This is a genomic window from Burkholderia sp. AU45388, assembly GCF_030481585.1.
Taxonomy (GTDB): domain Bacteria; phylum Pseudomonadota; class Gammaproteobacteria; order Burkholderiales; family Burkholderiaceae; genus Burkholderia; species Burkholderia sola.
In genome coordinates this window covers 1-17,149 of the sequence record NZ_JAUJPV010000008.1, presented here as the reverse complement: position 1 = coordinate 17,149, position 17,149 = coordinate 1, and the positions used below count along the sequence as shown (strand labels likewise).

18 protein-coding genes are annotated in these 17,149 nt (G+C 67.2%); 6 read left to right on the top strand and 12 right to left on the bottom strand.

The genetic code is table 11. The features are described from left to right. The first annotated feature begins 1 nt into the window (after position 1). From QZM72_RS15580 to QZM72_RS15560, 5 genes are all read left to right on the top strand, one after another. A complete protein-coding gene (locus QZM72_RS15580) occupies positions 2 to 1,066 on the top strand; it encodes a regulator (RefSeq protein ID WP_301738586.1) in 1,065 nt (354 codons plus the stop codon). 13 nt (positions 1,067 to 1,079) lie between these two features. Next, positions 1,080 to 2,777: a single-stranded-DNA-specific exonuclease RecJ gene (gene recJ, locus QZM72_RS15575; protein ID WP_301738585.1), complete on the top strand. Its 1,698-nt coding sequence runs from the start codon at positions 1,080 to 1,082 to the stop codon at positions 2,775 to 2,777. Between the two features lie 153 nt (positions 2,778 to 2,930). Continuing rightward, a protein-coding gene (gene prfB / locus QZM72_RS15570; RefSeq protein ID WP_102961735.1) for a peptide chain release factor 2 occupies positions 2,931 to 4,035 on the top strand; the annotation gives its coding sequence in 2 pieces (ribosomal slippage) (positions 2,931 to 3,011 and positions 3,013 to 4,035; 1,104 coding nt in all). Between the two features lie 73 nt (positions 4,036 to 4,108). Then, complete coding sequence (lysS, locus tag QZM72_RS15565) at positions 4,109 to 5,635, top strand: lysine--tRNA ligase (protein ID WP_050013000.1); 1,527 nt, start codon at positions 4,109 to 4,111, stop codon at positions 5,633 to 5,635. Between the two features lie 347 nt (positions 5,636 to 5,982). Beyond that, positions 5,983 to 6,693 (top strand): glycine zipper 2TM domain-containing protein, encoded by a 711-nt coding sequence (locus QZM72_RS15560; RefSeq protein ID WP_301738583.1) that lies wholly within the window; start codon positions 5,983 to 5,985, stop codon positions 6,691 to 6,693. Positions 6,694 to 6,847: 154 nt separating this feature from the next. Here QZM72_RS15560 and iscX read toward each other — a convergent pair whose 3' ends face one another. From iscX to QZM72_RS15500, 12 genes are all read right to left on the bottom strand, one after another. Then, positions 6,848 to 7,057 carry a Fe-S cluster assembly protein IscX gene (gene iscX, locus QZM72_RS15555; RefSeq protein ID WP_301738582.1) on the bottom strand — a complete coding sequence of 70 codons (210 nt, stop codon included), beginning with the start codon at positions 7,055 to 7,057 and terminating at the stop codon, positions 6,848 to 6,850. A 19-nt stretch (positions 7,058 to 7,076) separates the two neighbouring features. Further along, positions 7,077 to 7,418, bottom strand: coding sequence for an ISC system 2Fe-2S type ferredoxin (gene fdx, locus QZM72_RS15550; RefSeq protein ID WP_006478392.1), 342 nt, complete (start codon positions 7,416 to 7,418; stop codon positions 7,077 to 7,079). Positions 7,419 to 7,505: 87 nt separating this feature from the next. Further along, the gene (hscA, locus tag QZM72_RS15545; protein WP_089467805.1) at positions 7,506 to 9,374 is read right to left on the bottom strand and encodes a Fe-S protein assembly chaperone HscA; all 1,869 of its coding nucleotides are present in this window, start codon (positions 9,372 to 9,374) and stop codon (positions 7,506 to 7,508) included. Positions 9,375 to 9,428: 54 nt separating this feature from the next. Then, positions 9,429 to 9,956 (bottom strand): Fe-S protein assembly co-chaperone HscB, encoded by a 528-nt coding sequence (gene hscB / locus QZM72_RS15540; RefSeq protein WP_089467988.1) that lies wholly within the window; start codon positions 9,954 to 9,956, stop codon positions 9,429 to 9,431. A gap of 96 nt (positions 9,957 to 10,052) precedes the next feature. Further along, complete coding sequence (gene iscA, locus QZM72_RS15535) at positions 10,053 to 10,376, bottom strand: iron-sulfur cluster assembly protein IscA (RefSeq protein WP_011885413.1); 324 nt, start codon at positions 10,374 to 10,376, stop codon at positions 10,053 to 10,055. Between the two features lie 64 nt (positions 10,377 to 10,440). Continuing rightward, on the bottom strand, positions 10,441 to 10,848 hold the full coding sequence (iscU, locus tag QZM72_RS15530; protein WP_006478389.1) for a Fe-S cluster assembly scaffold IscU: 408 nt from the start codon (positions 10,846 to 10,848) through the stop codon (positions 10,441 to 10,443). 67 nt (positions 10,849 to 10,915) lie between these two features. Then, complete coding sequence (locus tag QZM72_RS15525) at positions 10,916 to 12,139, bottom strand: IscS subfamily cysteine desulfurase (RefSeq protein ID WP_301738581.1); 1,224 nt, start codon at positions 12,137 to 12,139, stop codon at positions 10,916 to 10,918. 65 nt (positions 12,140 to 12,204) lie between these two features. After that, positions 12,205 to 12,744 (bottom strand): Fe-S cluster assembly transcriptional regulator IscR, encoded by a 540-nt coding sequence (gene iscR, locus QZM72_RS15520; protein ID WP_301738580.1) that lies wholly within the window; start codon positions 12,742 to 12,744, stop codon positions 12,205 to 12,207. 114 nt (positions 12,745 to 12,858) lie between these two features. Further along, positions 12,859 to 13,341, bottom strand: a complete 483-nt coding sequence (locus QZM72_RS15515) for a low molecular weight protein-tyrosine-phosphatase (RefSeq protein ID WP_301738579.1) — start codon at positions 13,339 to 13,341, stop codon at positions 12,859 to 12,861. A 101-nt stretch (positions 13,342 to 13,442) separates the two neighbouring features. Beyond that, on the bottom strand, positions 13,443 to 13,670 hold the full coding sequence (locus tag QZM72_RS15510) for a hypothetical protein (protein WP_089467808.1): 228 nt from the start codon (positions 13,668 to 13,670) through the stop codon (positions 13,443 to 13,445). A 128-nt stretch (positions 13,671 to 13,798) separates the two neighbouring features. Then, complete coding sequence (locus tag QZM72_RS15505) at positions 13,799 to 15,211, bottom strand: lactate utilization protein B (protein WP_301738578.1); 1,413 nt, start codon at positions 15,209 to 15,211, stop codon at positions 13,799 to 13,801. Positions 15,212 to 15,245: 34 nt separating this feature from the next. Then, the gene (locus tag QZM72_RS15500; protein WP_089467810.1) at positions 15,246 to 15,968 is read right to left on the bottom strand and encodes a (Fe-S)-binding protein; all 723 of its coding nucleotides are present in this window, start codon (positions 15,966 to 15,968) and stop codon (positions 15,246 to 15,248) included. Positions 15,969 to 16,151: 183 nt separating this feature from the next. Here QZM72_RS15500 and QZM72_RS15495 point away from each other — a divergent pair, with 183 nt between their 5' ends. Continuing rightward, positions 16,152 to 16,961, top strand: coding sequence for an IclR family transcriptional regulator (locus QZM72_RS15495; RefSeq protein ID WP_089467812.1), 810 nt, complete (start codon positions 16,152 to 16,154; stop codon positions 16,959 to 16,961). Positions 16,962 to 17,149: the final 188 nt, after the last annotated feature.

Here is a 17,149-nt window from a genome sequence, read left to right as displayed (position 1 = left end):
CATGCACGACCGACGCCTCCATTTTCTCGTTCCGTTCGCGCTGCCGTCGGCGGCCGACGCGGCCTCGTCCCTGCATACGCTGGACAGCCCCGCGCTCCAAAAGTTGCTCGCCCGAGCAAGCCTCGTCGAGCGCGTGACCGGCGAGGACTTCCAGCGCACGCTGCCGCACGAGCGCTGGCTGGCCAGCCGGTTCGGCGCCACGCAGGGCAACGCCGCCGACGAGGCGCCGCTTGCGCCCTACATGCTGCTGGCCGACGGCGGCGATCCCGGCGCGCACGCGTGGGCGTGCGTCGAGCCCGTGCACGTCGAAATCGCGCACGATCATCTGGTGCTCGTCGATCCGGCCGCCCTCGCGCTCGACGACGGCGACGCGGCCGCGCTGCTCGCGGTCGCGCGGCCGCTGATCGAGGAGCTGGGCGTGCGGCTCGAAGCGCCGAACCCCGCGCGCTGGTACCTGTCGAGCGACCAGCTCGCGCGCCTCGCCGGCGCCGCGCCGCTGCGCGCCAGCGGCCGCAACATCGAGATCTGGCTGCCGCACGAGGCGCACACGGGCGAGCGCTCGCGGATGTGGATGAAACTGCAGAACGAAGTGCAGATGGCGTGGTTCCAGCACCCGGTGAACGAAGCCCGCGAGGCCCGTGGGCTGCCGGCCGTCAATTCGATCTGGTTCCATGCGCAGGGCACGCTGAAGCCGGTCGGCAAGCCGTTCGCGCGCGTGGTGTCCGCGTCGCCGGCCGCGCTCGGCCTCGCGCGCGCCGCGCAAGCCGAAGCCGGCAACCTGCCCGCGACGTTCGGCGCGCTGCCCGGCGCCGACGGCGCGACGCTCGTCGAGCTGCCGGCGCTGACCACCCCGTTCATCGAGCAGGACTGGTCGCGCTGGCACGACGGCCTCGCCGCGCTGGAGCGCGACTGGTTCGCACCCGCGCTCGCCGCGCTGCAGAACGGCGAACTGGCGAGCGTCGACGTGACGCTGTGCGGCGACACGAGCTCCGTCACGCTGCACGCGACGCGCGGCGACCTGCGCAAGTTCTGGCGCCGCCGCGCGCTTGCCTCCCTGTTCGAATAACAAGCCCACCCGTATGACCCGCATCGTTACCCGCCCCGTCGCGCCCGCCGACGCCGAAGCGCTCGCGCGCCACGGCCTGCACCCCGTCCTCGCGCGCCTGTACGCGTCGCGCGGCGTGCAGTCGCCCGTCGATATCGAGACCGCGCTCGCGCGCCTCGTTCCGCCCACCGAGCTGAAAGGCTGCGCCGATGCGGCGGTGCTGCTCGCCGACGCGATCGCCGACAAGCGGCGCCTGCTCGTCGTCGCCGACTACGACTGCGACGGCGCGACCGCCTGCGCGGTCGCGGTGCGCGGCCTGCGGATGTTCGGCGCGCGGATCGACTACCTGGTGCCGAACCGCTTCGAATACGGCTACGGCCTCACGCCGGAGATCGTCGAGCTCGCGGCCGCGCGCAAGCCCGACCTGCTGATCACGGTCGACAACGGGATCGCGAGCGTCGCCGGCGTCGAAGCCGCGAACGCGCGCGGCATCGACGTGCTCGTGACCGACCACCACCTGCCCGGCGACGCGCTGCCCGCCGCGCGCGCGATCGTCAACCCGAACCAGCCTGGCTGCGCGTTCCCGAGCAAGCACCTGGCCGGCGTGGGCGTGATGTTCTACGTGCTGCTCGCGCTGCGCGCCGAGCTGCGCCGCCGCGGTGCGTTCGCGAGCAAGGAAGCCGAGCCGCGCCTCGACGGCCTGCTCGACCTCGTCGCGCTCGGCACCGTCGCCGACGTCGTGCGGCTCGACGGCAACAACCGCGTGCTCGTCGCGCAAGGACTGCAGCGCATCCGCAACGGCCGCATGCAGCCGGGCGTCGCCGCGCTGTTCCGCGCCGCCGCGCGCGAAGCGCGCACCGCATCGGGCTTCGACCTCGGCTTCGGCCTCGGCCCGCGCCTGAACGCGGCCGGGCGGCTGTCCGACATGTCGCTCGGCATCGAATGCCTGATCACCGACGACATCGGCCGCGCGTGGGATCTCGCGCAGCAGCTCGACGTGATGAACCGCGAGCGCCGCGAAATCGAGGCCGGCATGCAGCAGCAGGCGCTCGCCGATCTCGCCGACGTCGATCCGGCCGACGCATGCACGATCACGCTGTTCAATCCCGAATGGCACCAGGGCGTGATCGGCATCGTCGCCGGCCGGCTCAAGGAAAAATTCCACCGCCCGTCGTTCACGTTCGCGCACGCCGATGACGACGGCAAGCGGGTCAAGGGTTCCGGCCGGTCGATCGCCGGCTTCCATCTGCGCGACGCACTCGACCTCGTGTCGAAACGCGAACCGGACCTGATCGTCGCGTTCGGCGGCCACGCGATGGCGGCGGGCCTCACGCTCGACACCGACAACGTGCCGCGCTTCGCGGCCGCGTTCGAGGCCGTCGCGCGCGAATGGCTGTCCGACGACGCGCTGGCCCGCGTGATCGAGACCGACGGCGAACTCGAGGACGCGTACTTCACGCCGCAGTTCGTCGGCCTGCTCGACGAAGCCGTGTGGGGGCAAGGGTTTCCGGCCCCGCTTTTCTCGGGCGAATTCGACGTCGTGTCGCAGTCGCTCGTGAAGGAAAAGCACCTGAAGCTGCAGCTCGCGCGCGGTCGCCAGCGCTTCAACGCGATCTGGTTCAACCATACCGAGCCGCTGCCGGCGAGCGCGCTAGTCGCGTACCGGCTCGTTGCCGATACGTGGAACGGCGTCTCGCGCGTCCAGCTGATCGTCGAACACGCGGCCGGCTGAGTGGGCCGACCGCCCCGCGACGCCCGCCGCTGCGCGTGCGCGACGCGCCGGACGGGGCCGTCAACACGCGTACAGGCACCGTTTGCGTCACCGGGCAACCCGGCCGATCGGCTATAATTCCGCTTTTTTACGAAGCCGGAACAGCGAACGATCATGGAAGCGGAACGTCTCAACGCGATCGAAAGCTCCCTGCTCGACCTGCGCAATCGCGCGGGCGAGCTTCGGGGGTATCTTTGACTACGACGCCAAAGCTGCGCGTCTGACCGAAGTCAACAAGGAACTCGAAGACCCGAACGTCTGGAACGATTCGAAGAACGCCCAGGCGCTCGGTCGCGAGAAAAAGCTGCTCGAAGGCGTCGTCACGACGCTCACCGCGCTCGATAGCGACCTGCGCGATGCGCTCGACCTGTTCGAGCTGGCGCGCGAGGAAGGCGACGAAGACACCCTTCTCGCATCCGAAGACGACGCCGCGAAGCTCGAAGCGCGCGTCGGCGACATCGAATTCCGCCGGATGTTCTCGAACCCGGCCGATCCGAACAACTGCTTCATCGACATCCAGGCCGGCGCCGGCGGCACCGAGGCATGCGACTGGGCGTCGATGCTGCTGCGCCAGTACCTGCGCTACTGCGAACGCAAGGGCTTCAAGGCCGAGGTGCTCGAAGAATCCGACGGCGACGTCGCCGGCATCAAGAACGCGACGGTCAAGGTCACGGGCGAATACGCGTACGGCTTCCTGCGCACCGAAACGGGCATCCATCGCCTCGTGCGCAAGTCGCCGTTCGATTCGTCGGGCGGCCGCCATACGTCGTTCTCGTCGGTGTTCGTCTATCCGGAAATCGACGACTCGATCGAAGTCGAGATCAACCCGGCCGACCTGCGCATCGACACGTACCGCGCATCGGGCGCGGGCGGTCAGCACATCAACAAGACCGACTCCGCGGTGCGGATCACGCACATGCCGACGGGAATCGTCGTGCAATGTCAGAACGACCGCTCGCAGCACCGCAACCGCGCCGAAGCGATGGCGATGCTGAAGTCGCGCCTGTACGAAGTCGAGATGCGCAAGCGCCAGGCCGAGCAGGACAAGCTCGAATCGAGCAAGACCGATGTGGGCTGGGGCCACCAGATCCGCTCGTACGTGCTCGACCAGAGCCGCGTGAAGGACCTGCGCACGAACGTCGAAATGAGCAACACGCGTGCGGTGCTCGACGGCGACCTCGACGACTTCATCAGCGCGAGCCTCAAACAGGGCGTGTAAGCGCCGCGGCGCGGCCGGCCCGCGCCGCCCTTCCCGTTTGCGTTGCCGCACCCCACTCCGAATTCCGACCATCATGACCGAACCGACCCAAACGCAGCCCGCCGTCACGGCGGACGACAACCAGATCATCGCCGAGCGCCGCGAGAAGCTGCGCGCGTTGCGCGAGCAAGGCGTCGCCTATCCGAACGACTTCCGGCCCGAGCACCATGCAGCCGACCTGCAGGCCAAATTCGCCGATTCGGACAAGGCCGCGCTCGAAGCGAATCCGGTCGAGGTGTCGGTCGCCGGCCGCATGATGCTCAAGCGCGTGATGGGCAAGGCGAGCTTCGCGACGGTGCAGGACGGGTCGGGCCAGATCCAGTTCTTCGTGACGCCGAACGACGTCGGCGCCGACACCTACGACGCGTTCAAGAAGTGGGACCTCGGCGACATCGTCGCCGCGCGCGGCGTGCTGTTCCGCACCAACAAGGGCGAGTTGTCGGTCCAGTGCAAGGAGCTGCGCCTGCTGTCGAAGGCGCTGCGTCCGCTGCCGGACAAGTTCCACGGCCTGTCCGACCAGGAAATGCGCTACCGCCAGCGCTACGTCGACCTGATCGTCACGCCGGAAACGCGCGACACGTTCCGCGCCCGCACGAAAACGATCGCGTCGATCCGCAAGTTCATGGACAACGCCGAGTTCATGGAAGTCGAGACGCCGATGCTGCACCCGATCCCGGGCGGCGCGGCCGCGAAGCCGTTCGTCACGCATCACAATGCGCTCGACATGCAGATGTTCCTGCGCATCGCGCCGGAGTTGTACCTGAAGCGCCTGATCGTCGGCGGCTTCGAGCGCGTGTTCGAAATCAATCGCAATTTCCGGAACGAAGGCGTGTCGCCGCGTCACAACCCGGAATTCACGATGATGGAGTTCTACGCCGCGTACACCGACTACCGCTGGCTGATGGACTTCACCGAGCAACTGATCCGCCAGGCGGCGATCGATGCGCTCGGCACCGCGACGATCCAGTATCAGGGCCGCGAGCTCGACCTCGCGAAGCCGTTCCATCGCCTGACGATCACGCAGGCGATCCAGAAGTACGCACCGGACTACACCGACGGCCAGTTGTCGGACGACGCGTTCCTGCGCACGGAACTGAAGCGCCTCGGCGTCGACGTGTCGCAGCCGGCCTTCCTGAATGCAGGCATCGGCGCGCTGCAGCTCGCGCTGTTCGAGGAAACCGCGGAATCGCAGCTGTGGGAGCCGACCTACATCATCGACTACCCGGTCGAGGTGTCGCCGCTCGCACGCGCATCGGATACGGTGCCGGGCATCACCGAGCGTTTCGAGCTGTTCATGACCGGCCGCGAGATCGCGAACGGCTTCTCCGAACTGAACGATCCGGAAGACCAGGCCGCGCGCTTCAAGAAGCAGGTCGAGCAGAAAGATGCGGGCGACGAGGAAGCGATGTTCTTCGACGCCGACTACATCCGCGCGCTCGAATACGGGATGCCGCCGACCGGCGGTTGCGGGATCGGCATCGACCGTCTCGTGATGCTGCTGACCGACAGCCCGACGATCCGCGACGTGCTGCTGTTCCCGCACCTGCGCCGCGAAGACTGACGGCCGCCACCGCGTGTGCGCCGCATTCCGTGGCGCGCACGCGTCGGCTTTGTAACGACGCGTAAATCCCGCCAGCCGGCGTCTGCCGGCCTTCGATCCTTCCCCGTTTTATTCCCACGTCGCGACGGCCTCCCCCGGGTTTTCCCGGTAGCAAGCGACGATCCCGCGCTGCAATTCGTTACACCTTGATACGGCGCGCCGCTGGGCCGTGAACGACACTCCTGTTGCGTCACCACGCATGACCACGGGACCAGAACGAGGCACCGGAACGCCGAGTCTGCTCGCTCCCGAGCGTGGGATCCTGCTCCGGCGCAGTGCGTCGATCCGGATCGACCTTGGAGAAAAAAATGGACAACCAGAATCAGACCACGCCGCAAAAGCAACGCCTCCACCCGCTGATCGCCACCGCGGCCGGCGCCGTCATCGTCGCCAGCCTCGCGGCGACCGCGGCGATCACGGGCGTCTTCCCGAAAGCCACCAGCAGCAACGAACAGAACGGCCAGACCCAGGCCGCGCTGATCGCGTCGCAGCCGGCCGTCGATACGGCCGCGGCCGCCAGCGCCGCGCTCGCCGCGCAAGCGCAGCGGCAGGCGGCGGAACAGGCCGCCGTCGCGCAGGTCGAGCCGAAGCCGGCGCCGCGCCCGGCCGCACCGCACCGCCGTCACACGACCGCGCCGCAGCCGCCGCAATACGCGCAACAGCCGTCGGCGCCTGCGCAAACCTACTGCCAGAGCTGCGGCACGGTCGTCTCGATCACGCAGACGCGCACGCCGGGCCAGAGCTCGGGGATCGGCGCCGTGGGCGGCGCGGCGGCCGGCGGCCTGCTCGGCAACCAGTTCGGCAACGGCAACGGCCGCACCGCGATGACGATCATCGGCGCGCTGGGCGGCGGGCTCGCCGGCAACCAGGTCGAGAAGCAGGTTCGCGCGGAAACCGACTATCAGGTGCAAGTGCAGATGGAAAGCGGTGCGACGCGCACGTTCACGTACCACAACCCGCCGCCGTTCGGCCAGGGCCAGCGCGTGCGGATCGAGAACGGCACGCTGGTCGGCGCGTAATCATCTGATCGTGTAGTCGCCGGCGTTCGCTGCCCGTGTGTCGTGCGCGGCGGCGCGCCCAAAACGAAAACGGCTCGCGAGCGCTTGCTCGCGAGCCGTTTTTCATGGGCGCGGCGTGCGCCGTTGCAGCGCGCGCCGCGACCGGTCGGGTCGGTCAGTCCTCGTCGTCGAAATCCGCTTCGTCGATCCAGTGCGCCTGGATCGCCTCGAGGATCTTCTCGCCGGAGTGCGCCGGATCGTCGTCGAAGCCGTCGAGTTCGAGCACCCATTGGCGCAGGTCGACGAAGTTGATTCGCTGCGGGTCGATGTCCGGGTACTTGTCCGCCAGCGCAATGGCTATTTCACGCGAATCGGTCCATTTCATCGCCTGCCTCCGGTTCCTGTCAGTGATTTTCCTTCGCGTGGTTGATCGAGTACTTCGGGATCTCGACCACCAGGTCCGAATCTTCCTTCACGATCGCCTGGCACGACAGGCGCGACGTCGGCTCGAGGCCCCACGCCTTGTCCAGCAGATCGTCCTCGTCCTCCTCGGACGGCGTCAGATCGTTGAAGCCTTCGCGGATCACCACGTGGCACGTCGTGCATGCACACGACTTCTCGCATGCGTGCTCGATCTCGATCCCGTGATCGAGCAGGTTGTCGCAGATACTCTTGCCGGGCGTCGCGTCGATCACCGCGCCGTCCGGGCACAGTTCGACGTGAGGCAGCACCACCAGTTGAGGCATGTTCGTTCCGTCAGTCAGGGTGCGGCGCCACGCGCCGCACGTTCATCGTCGCGCGGGCCGTTGCCGGCCGATGCGCGGTTCGTGGGTTCAGATCTCGTCGAGCCGGCGGCCCGACAGCGCGCGCTTGATGCTCTTGTCCATCCGGCGCGCCGCGAATTCGTCGGTACCGTCGGCCAGCGCCTTGGTCGCCGCTTCGATCGCATTCGTATCGTCGCCCTGCGCGACCGCGCGCAACGCCGCGGCCAGCGCGTCGACCTGCGCGCGCTCGTCGGCATCGAGCAATTCGCCGTCGGCCGCCAGCGCGGCCTGCGTCGCCTCGAGCATCCGCTCGGCCTCGACCTGCGCTTCGCGCAGCGCACGCGCGCGCATGTCGATTTCAGCGGTCTTGAAGCTGTCTTCCAGCATCTTCGCGATGTCGTCGTCGGCGAGGCCGTACGACGGCTTCACGACGACCGACGCCTCGACGCCCGACAGCTGCTCGCGTGCGAACACCGACAGCAGGCCGTCCGCGTCGACCTGATAGGTCACGCGAATGCGGGCCGCGCCCGCCGTCATCGGCGGAATGCCGCGCAGCTCGAAGCGCGCGAGCGACCGGCAGTCGGCGACGAGCTCGCGCTCGCCCTGCACGACGTGGATCGCCATCGCGGTCTGGCCGTCCTTGAAGGTCGTGAATTCCTGCGCGCGCGCGATCGGAATCGTCGAGTTGCGCGGAATGATCTTCTCGACGAGGCCGCCCATCGTCTCGACACCGAGCGACAACGGAATCACGTCGAGCAGCAGCCAGTCGTCGCCGGTGCCGCGGTTGCCCGCGAGCAGATCGGCCTGGATCGCCGCGCCGAGCGCGACGACCTGGTCCGGATCGAGGTTCACGAGCGGCGGCTGGCCGAAATATTTCGCGACCGCATCGCGGATCACCGGCATGCGCGTCGCGCCGCCGACGAGCACGACGCCCTTGATGTCGGCCGGCGTGACCTGCGCATCGCGCAGCGCCTTGCGGGTCGGCGTGAGCGTGCGCTGCACGAGCGGCTCGACGAGCGACGCGAAGGTATCGTGCGAAATCGTCTGCACGAGGTGCGCACCGCTCGACAGCGTCACGTCGAGCGCCGCTTCGGGCGCCGACGACAGCGCCTCCTTCAGCACGCGCACGCGATCGAGCAGCAGGCGCACGTCCTCGGGCGCGAGCGTCTTCGCGTCGATCCCGGCCTGCGCGAGCACGTGACCGAACAGCGCGTGGTCGAAATCGTCGCCGCCCAGCGCGGAATCGCCGCCCGCGGCCAGCACCTCGAACACGCCCTTCGTCAGCTTCAGGATCGACAGGTCGAACGTGCCGCCGCCGAGGTCGTACACCGCGTAAAGGCCTTCAGCCGCATTGTCGAGGCCATAGGCGATCGCCGCGGCGGTCGGTTCGTTCAGCAGGCGCAGCACGTTGAGGCCCGCGAGGCGCGCGGCATCCTTGGTCGCCTGGCGCTGCGCGTCGTCGAAGTATGCGGGCACCGTGATCACCGCACCGACCAGATCGTCGCCGAGCGAATCTTCCGCGCGATAACGCAGCGTCGCGAGAATCTCGGCCGACACTTCGACCGGGCTCTTCACGCCGTCGATCGTACGGATCTGCACCATGCCCGGCGCGTCGACGAATTCGTACGGCGCGTTCGCCGCGCCTTCGACCTCGGCCTTGCCGCGGCCCATGAAGCGCTTGACCGACACGATCGTGTTGCGCGGATCGGTCGCGGCCTGCTCCTTCGCTTCGTGGCCGATGCGGCGGCCACCCTTCTCGAGGTAACGGACCACCGACGGCAGCAGCACGCGGCCGGCTTCGTCCGGCAGGACTTCGGGCACGCTGTTGCGCACGGCGGCGACGAGCGAGTTCGTCGTGCCGAGATCGATCCCGACGGCGAGCCGCCGCTGGTGCGGCGCCGGCGCCATGCCCGGTTCGGAAATTTGCAGTAAAGCCATCTTGGTTCGTTCGGGCGCTCGGCCCGTTTGCTGCGCGTGCCGCCAGGCACGCGGTTAAGTTTCGAGGCGCTCGATCTGCGCGCCCACTTCCGACGCGACCCGTTCGATGAACATCAGCTGACGCACGGCTTCCGCGGCGGCCTGATCGGCACCGCTGTCGAGCAGCGTGCCGAGGCGCTCGACGCGCACGCGCTTCTCGTCGCGCAACTCGGCGAGCAATGCATCGAGCGCGTCGACGTTGCGGGCAGCCGCGGCATCCTCGATGCCCTCGCGCCACTCCATCTGCTGCATCAGGAAGGCAGGCTCCATCGCCGTGTTGTTTTCCGCGCCGATGTCGACGCCGCGCAGCGACAGCAGATAGGACGCGCGCTGCAGCGGATCGCGCAGCGTGCGGTAAGCCTCGTTCGCGCGAGTGGCCCATTGCATCGCGATGCGCTTTTGCGCGTCGCCGGCCGCCGCGAAGCGGTCCGGATGCACCTGCGTCTGCACCGTGCGGTAGGCGGCGTCGAGCGCCGTCTCGTCGAGCGCGAATTGCGCCGGCAGGTGAAACAGGTCGAAATGGCTGTCTTTCAGCGAAACCATCGTCGCGTTCAATTCCGGTTCGTCATGCGGCAAACGCCGCACATTAAAAAGGCGGCCCGTGCCGCCTCTTGCCCGCATCGCGCGGAGGGAGCCGCGTCACACGCGGAACGATTCCCCGCACCCGCACTCGTCCTTCACGTTCGGGTTGTTGAACTTGAACCCTTCGTTCAGGCCTTCGCGGGCGAAGTCGAGCTCGGTGCCGTCGATATAGGCGAGGCTCTTCGGATCAACGACGACCTTCACGCCATGGCTCTCGAACACCTGATCCTCGGGAGCCAGCTCGTCGACATACTCGAGCTTGTACGCGAGCCCCGAACACCCGGTCGTACGGACGCCAAGCCGCAGGCCCACACCCTTGCCGCGACGGACGAGGTATTTCTGGACGTGCTGTGCTGCTTTTTCGGTCAGTGTAATTGCCATGATGTCCTTGCCGCGGCGCACCCGGGAGCCCGCCGCGTTTCCTTCCCTAGCCGCTCGATGCCGCTCAGGCTGCTGCCTGATCGCTTTCCTTGGTGTCGTGGCGCTTCTTGTAGTCGGCCACGGCTGCCTTGATCGCGTCTTCCGCGAGGATCGAGCAGTGAATCTTCACCGGCGGCAACGCGAGCTCCTCGGCGATCTGCGTGTTCTTGATCGACAGTGCCTCGTCGAGCGTCTTGCCCTTCACCCATTCGGTGACGAGCGAGCTCGATGCGATCGCCGAACCGCAACCGTAGGTCTTGAACTTCGCGTCTTCGATCACGCCGTCCGCGCCGACGCGGATCTGCAGCTTCATCACGTCGCCGCATGCTGGCGCGCCGACCATGCCCGTGCCGACCGTGTCGTCGTCCTTCGCGAACGAACCGACGTTGCGCGGGTTTTCGTAGTGATCCAGAACCTTGTTGCTGTAAGACATGACTCAGACTCCTTGACTCGTTACGTCTGCGTGCGTCAATCCGCCCGCGGTTGCATTCAATGCGGTATCAGTGTGCGGCCCATTCGATCGTCGACAGATCGATGCCTTCCTGGTGCATTTCCCAGAGCGGCGACAGTTCGCGCAGCTTCGCGATCTTGCTGTTCAGCAGATCGACCACGAAGTCGACTTCCTGCTCCGTCGTGAAACGGCCGACCGTGAAGCGGATCGAGCTGTGCGCGAGCTCGTCGTTGCGGCCGAGCGCACGCAGCACGTACGACGGCTCCAGCGACGCCGACGTGCACGCGGAGCCCGACGACACCGCGACGTCCTTGATCGCCATGATCAGCGACTCGCCTTCGACGAAGTTGAAGCTGATGTTCAGGTTATGCGGGACACGGTGCTCCATGTCGCCGTTCACGTAGGTTTCCTCGATCTGCGACAGGCCGCGCAGCAGCTTGTCGCGCAGCATGCGGATGCGCTCGTTCTCGGTTGCCATTTCCTCGCGCGCGATGCGGAACGCCTCGCCCATGCCGACGATCTGGTGCGTCGCCAGCGTGCCCGAACGCATGCCGCGCTCGTGGCCGCCGCCGTGCATCTGCGCCTCGATGCGCACGCGCGGCTTGCGACGCACGTACAGCGCGCCGATGCCCTTCGGGCCGTAGGTCTTGTGTGCCGAGAACGACATCAGGTCGACCTTCAGCTTCGCGAGATCGATCGCGACCTTGCCGGTCGACTGCGCGGCATCGACGTGGAACACGATGCCTTTCTCGCGACAGATCTCGCCGATCGTCTCGATGTCCTGGATCACGCCGATCTCGTTGTTCACGTGCATCACCGACACGAGGATCGTGTCCGGGCGCAGCGCGGCCTTGAACACGTCGAGGTCGATCAGGCCGTCGTCCTTCACGTCGAGGTAGGTGACTTCGAAACCGTCGCGCTCGAGTTCGCGGCAGGTGTCGAGCACGGCCTTGTGCTCGGTCTTCACCGTGATGATGTGCTTGCCCTTGCCCTTGTAGAAATTCGCGGCGCCCTTGATCGCGAGGTTGTCCGACTCGGTCGCGCCCGACGTCCAGATGATCTCGCGCGGATCGGCGTTCACGAGAGCGGCCACCTGTTCGCGCGCCTCCTCGACCGCACGCTCCGCGTCCCAGCCGTAGGCATGGCTGCGCGACGCCGGGTTGCCGAACTGCTCGCGCAGGTACGGCACCATCTTGTCGACCACGCGCGGATCGACGGGCGTCGTCGCACTGTAATCCATATAGATGGGCAGGTGGAGAGTCTCTTGGGTCATCTGTCGCTCCGGGTATTCTGTGCAGGGACTATGTACGTTATGGGGGTTGGCGGGCGCCTTCGCGCTCACGAATTCGCGATGTTGAACACCGAATTGGGGCCGAGCGGCATCGTGCGCACGGGCTCGGCCGGTGCGGCGACGGGCTCCGGCGCGCGACGGTCGCGCAGCACCGCCGGGGCGCCCTCGCGTGCGCGCTGCTGATCGACGAGATCCTGCAGCGACACCGAATCGAGGTATTCGACCATCTTCTGGTTCAGCGTCGACCACAGCTCGTGCGTCATGCAATGGCCGTCGGGCTGCTTCGAGCCGTCGCACGTGCCTTTGCCGCCGCACTGCGTGGCGTCGAGCGGTTCATCGACCGCGATGATGATGTCGGCGACGGTGACGTCCTGCGCGCGACGCGCAAGGTTGTAGCCGCCGCCCGGGCCGCGCACGGATTCGACGATTTCATGCCTGCGCAGCTTGCCGAACAGCTGTTCGAGATACGAGAGCGAAATCCGCTGGCGCTGGCTGATGCCTGCAAGCGTCACCGGGCCCTGCTCCTGGCGCAGTGCCAAGTCAATCATCGCCGTGACGGCGAAACGGCCTTTGGTGGTGAGTCTCATGGTGTCTAGGGGACTGCAATCTTGACGATTTTGGTCAAGTATAAATATTTGACGTTTTTAGTCAAGTATCCACGCCTTTGAAAGGGTATTCGCAGACCGCTGAATATCGCGCGGTCAGTGCGCCGTGCGTGCGCGCAGCGTCTCCAGCAGGCCCGCGCATGCGCGCTCGACCTGGTCGAGCACCTGTTCGAAGCCCTGCGCGCCGCCGAAATACGGATCGGCCACTTCGGTTTCGGTCGCACCCGGCGCGAATTCCATCAGCAGGCGCACCTTGTCGCGATACTGCGGCGGGCAGCGGCGGCGCAGTTCGGCGAGATTTGCTTCGTCCATCGCGAGCAGCAGGTCGAAACGCTCGAAATCCGCCGCGCTCACCTGCCGCGCGCGCAGCGCCGCCAGATCGTAGCCGCGGCTGCGGGCCGCCGCCTGCGCACGCGTATCGGGCGGCTCGCCCACGTGCCAGTTGCCGGTGCCGGCCGAATCGATCGCGATCCGGTCGCCCAGCGCGGCCGCATCGACCTGGCGGCGCATCACGCCCTCCGCGGTGGGCGAACGGCAGATGTTGCCGAGACAGACGAAACAGATCGCAACGCGGGTCATCGCACTATCGAAAAGCCGCGGCGAACCGCGTGGGAGCATAACGCGCCATTATACAAAGGCGGCCGAAACCGCGCCGCCGCGCGAAGCGACGGCGCCATGCCTTACAGCGCCTTCGGCGCAGCGAGCGCGATGTCGCCGGATGCCGCGGGCAGCGGCTGCGCCGCGTCGCCGACCAGCCCGAACGACACCGCGCGCGCCAGTTCGGCGGACGCCTGGTGAACCGCGAGCGGACCGCGCGACGGCGCATCGGCCATCGCATGCAGATAGGCAACCGCTGCCAGCGGAACCACGATTGCCAGCGGCCAGTACATCGATATTGTCTTTTTCATGATGCGGACCTCGTTGACCTCGTACCCCGAAACCCAATTCCGGGGACTACAGACGAGATTCTATAGACCGCATCTATCGAGATAAATATGCAAATAGCGAACGCACTGTTGCCGCCCGCTGAACAGTGTCAGCCGAGGTGACTTTGCGACGCCGCGTACAGCTCGCGGAAGGTGCGCCCGGTCGGCGTCGGCAGGTCGCGCGTGTCCATCCAGCCGCCCATCATCGGCAGGCGCCGCAGCATGCCGCCGTCGCCGCCCAGCCGTTCGAGGACGCGTACCGCGAGCTTGGTCGTCAGCGCATACAGCATCGGGCGCCGGGCGAAGAACCCCCATGCGGCGAGCGCCGCGCGTTCGCGCCACGGCCGCAGGTGGCGCTCGACCTGCTTCTCGCGCAACGTGCGCAACAGATGCGACAACGGAATCCCGGCCGGGCACACGCTGTCGCACTCGCCGCACAGCGTCGCCGCCTGCGGCAAGTCGAGCGTGCGGTCGAGCCCGACGTAGCTCGGCGTCAGCACCGATCCCATCGGCCCCGGATAGACCCAGCCGTACGCATGACCGCCGACCTTCTGGTACACCGGACAATGATTCATGCACGCGCCGCAGCGAATGCAGCGCAGCATCTCCTGGAATTCGCCGCCGATCAGGCCCGTGCGGCCGCCGTCGACGAGCACCACGTAGTTGTGCTCGGGGCCGTCCTCGTCGCCCGGCCCGCGCGGCCCGGTCAGCAGCGAGAAATAGTTCGACGTCTTCTGCCCGGTCGCGGAACGCGGCAGCAGCCGCATCGCCGTCGCGAGATCCTCGAGGGTCGGCAGCACCTTCTCGATGCCGGTCACCGCGACATGCACGCGCGGCATCACCGTGCACATGCCCTCGTTCCCTTCGTTCGTCACGATCGCGACCGAGCCCGTTTCCGCGATCACGAAATTGCCGCCCGTCACGCCCATGTCGGCCGACATGAAATGCGGGCGCAGCACGTCGCGCGCCTCGCGCGTCATGTCCGGGATCTCGGTGAGCCGCTCGCGCCGGTGCGTGCGCGCGAAGAGATCGGCGATCTCGTCCTTGTCCTTGTGCACGACGGGCGCAATGATGTGGCTCGGCGGCTCGTTGTCGTTGATCTGCAGGATGTATTCGCCGAGGTCTGTCTCGATCGACTGCACGCCCATCTCGGCGAGCACCGCGTTCAGGCGCATTTCCTCGGACACCATCGACTTGGTCTTGATGACCTTCTTCACGTCGTGCCGGCGCGCGATGTCGGCCACGAGCCGCGCAGCGTCCGCGGTCGTTTCGGCGAACAGCACCGTCGTGCCGCGCCGCGTCGCCTCGCGCTCGAACGCCTCGAGCCACACGTCGAGATTCTCCAGCGCGCGGTTGCGGCGCGCCTTCAGCGCGGCGCGCGTGGCCGGGAAGTCGATCGCGGTCATCGCGTCGGCGCGCGCGGACACGAACTTCGTCGACAGCTTCTTCAGGTTGTGCTGCAGGCGCTGGTCGGCCAGCTTCTGGCCGGCGCGCGCCTTGAAATGCATCGATTGGACTTGCATCGCGGTATCGGGGAAAAGTGAGCGGAACCGGGCGTCAGACGTCGCCCGCCAGCACCTGCGCGACGTGCAGCACGCGGGTGTCGCGGTCGCCGGTGCGGCGCAACCGCCCTTCGATGTTCAGCATGCAGCCCAGATCGCCGAGCACGACGGCACCCGCGCCCGACGCGCGCACGTTCGCGCATTTTTCGTCCGCGATGGCCGCCGAGATGTCGCCGTACTTGACCGCGAACGTGCCGCCGAAGCCGCAACAGTGCTCGCAGTCCTTCATCTCGGTGACGGCCACGCCGCGCTGCGCGAGTAGCGCGCGCGGCTGCGCCTTCACGCCAAGCTCGCGCAGGCCCGAGCAAGAATCGTGATAGGTGACCGGCCCGGCGAATTCGCCCGGCGCGAGCGACACCTTCGCGACGCTCGCGAGGAAATCGGTCAGCTCATAAACTTTCTGCTGGAACCGCGTATAGCGCCCCATCAGTTCGGGATCGTCGCGGAACAGGTCGCCGTAGTGCGCGCGGATCATCCCGCCGCACGAACCCGATGGCACGACGACGTAATCGAATGACTCGAACTCGCGCAGCGTCTTTTCCGCGAGGTCGCGCGCGAGCGCGCGGTCACCCGAGTTGTAGGCCGGCTGGCCGCAGCACGTCTGCGCGGGCGGCACGCTCACCTCGTAGCCGGCGTCGCGAATCAGCTTGAGCGCCGAAAAGCCGATTTCGGGGCGCATCAGGTCGACCAGGCAGGTCACGAACAAACCGACTCGCATACGTGCTCCTTCGAGAAAACGGCTCTCATTATCCGACGTTTGGCCGACAAGACCAACGCCGGCCCGCGTGCAAGCCCGCCGCGCGCAAAACGAGGACTTCCTCGAACGGCGTTCGCTTTTTTCACGATACGAGATACAATCGATCCAACACCGCTTGACGCGTCAACCGATTCCTCCCCCGACATGAGCCAACCCACCCCGGATTCAAAAACGTCGATCCAGGTGATCGAACGCATGATGCGGTTGCTGGACGCGCTCGCCGCGCACAGCGACCCTGTCAGCCTGAAGGAACTTGCGCAGCGCACGGAGCTGCACCCGTCGACCGCGCACCGCATCCTCAACGACATGGTGACCTGCCGCCTCGTCGACCGCTCCGATCCCGGCACCTACCGCCTCGGCATGCGGCTGCTCGAACTCGGCAATCTCGTGAAGGCGCGCCTGTCGGTGCGCGACGCGGCGCTGATGCCGATGCGCGAGCTGCACCGCCTCACCGGGCAGACCGTGAACCTGTCGGTGCGCCAGGGCGACGAGATCGTCTACATCGAGCGCGCGTATTCTGAGCGCTCCGGGATGCAGGTCGTCCGCGCGATCGGCGGCCGCGCGCCGCTGCACCTCACGTCGGTCGGCAAGCTGTTCCTCGCGGCCGACGAAACGTCGCGCGTGCGTGCGTATGCGACGCGCACGGGGCTGTCCGGCCATACGCAGAACAGCATCACCGATATCGCGAAACTCGAGCGCGAGCTGACGATCGTTCGCCAGCAATCGTGCGCGCGCGACAACGAGGAGCTCGAACTGGGCGTGCGCTGCATCGCGGCCGGCATCTACGACGATTCCGGCAAGCTCGTCGCGGGCCTGTCGCTGTCGGCGCCCGCCGACCGGCTGCAGGACGCATGGCTCGGCCAGTTGAGCCGGACGGCGCTCACCATCTCGGAATCGCTCGGCTACCGGCCGGCGCCCGTGAAGGACGTGGACGGGCTGCAGCGGCAGGCGTAAGCCGCGCCCGTCGGCCCGGTTCCGGCGGCGGTTTCGCCGGACAAAAAAGCCCCGCGATTGCGGTAATGCCGTTCAGTTAAGAACTGAACGGCATTTTTGTTTTGGGTGTTGTAAACGGTGATGGAGGCTGTTAACCTGCGTCGCCATGCTTGATGACACCCTGAATTTTCTCGCTGAAGAACAGGAGA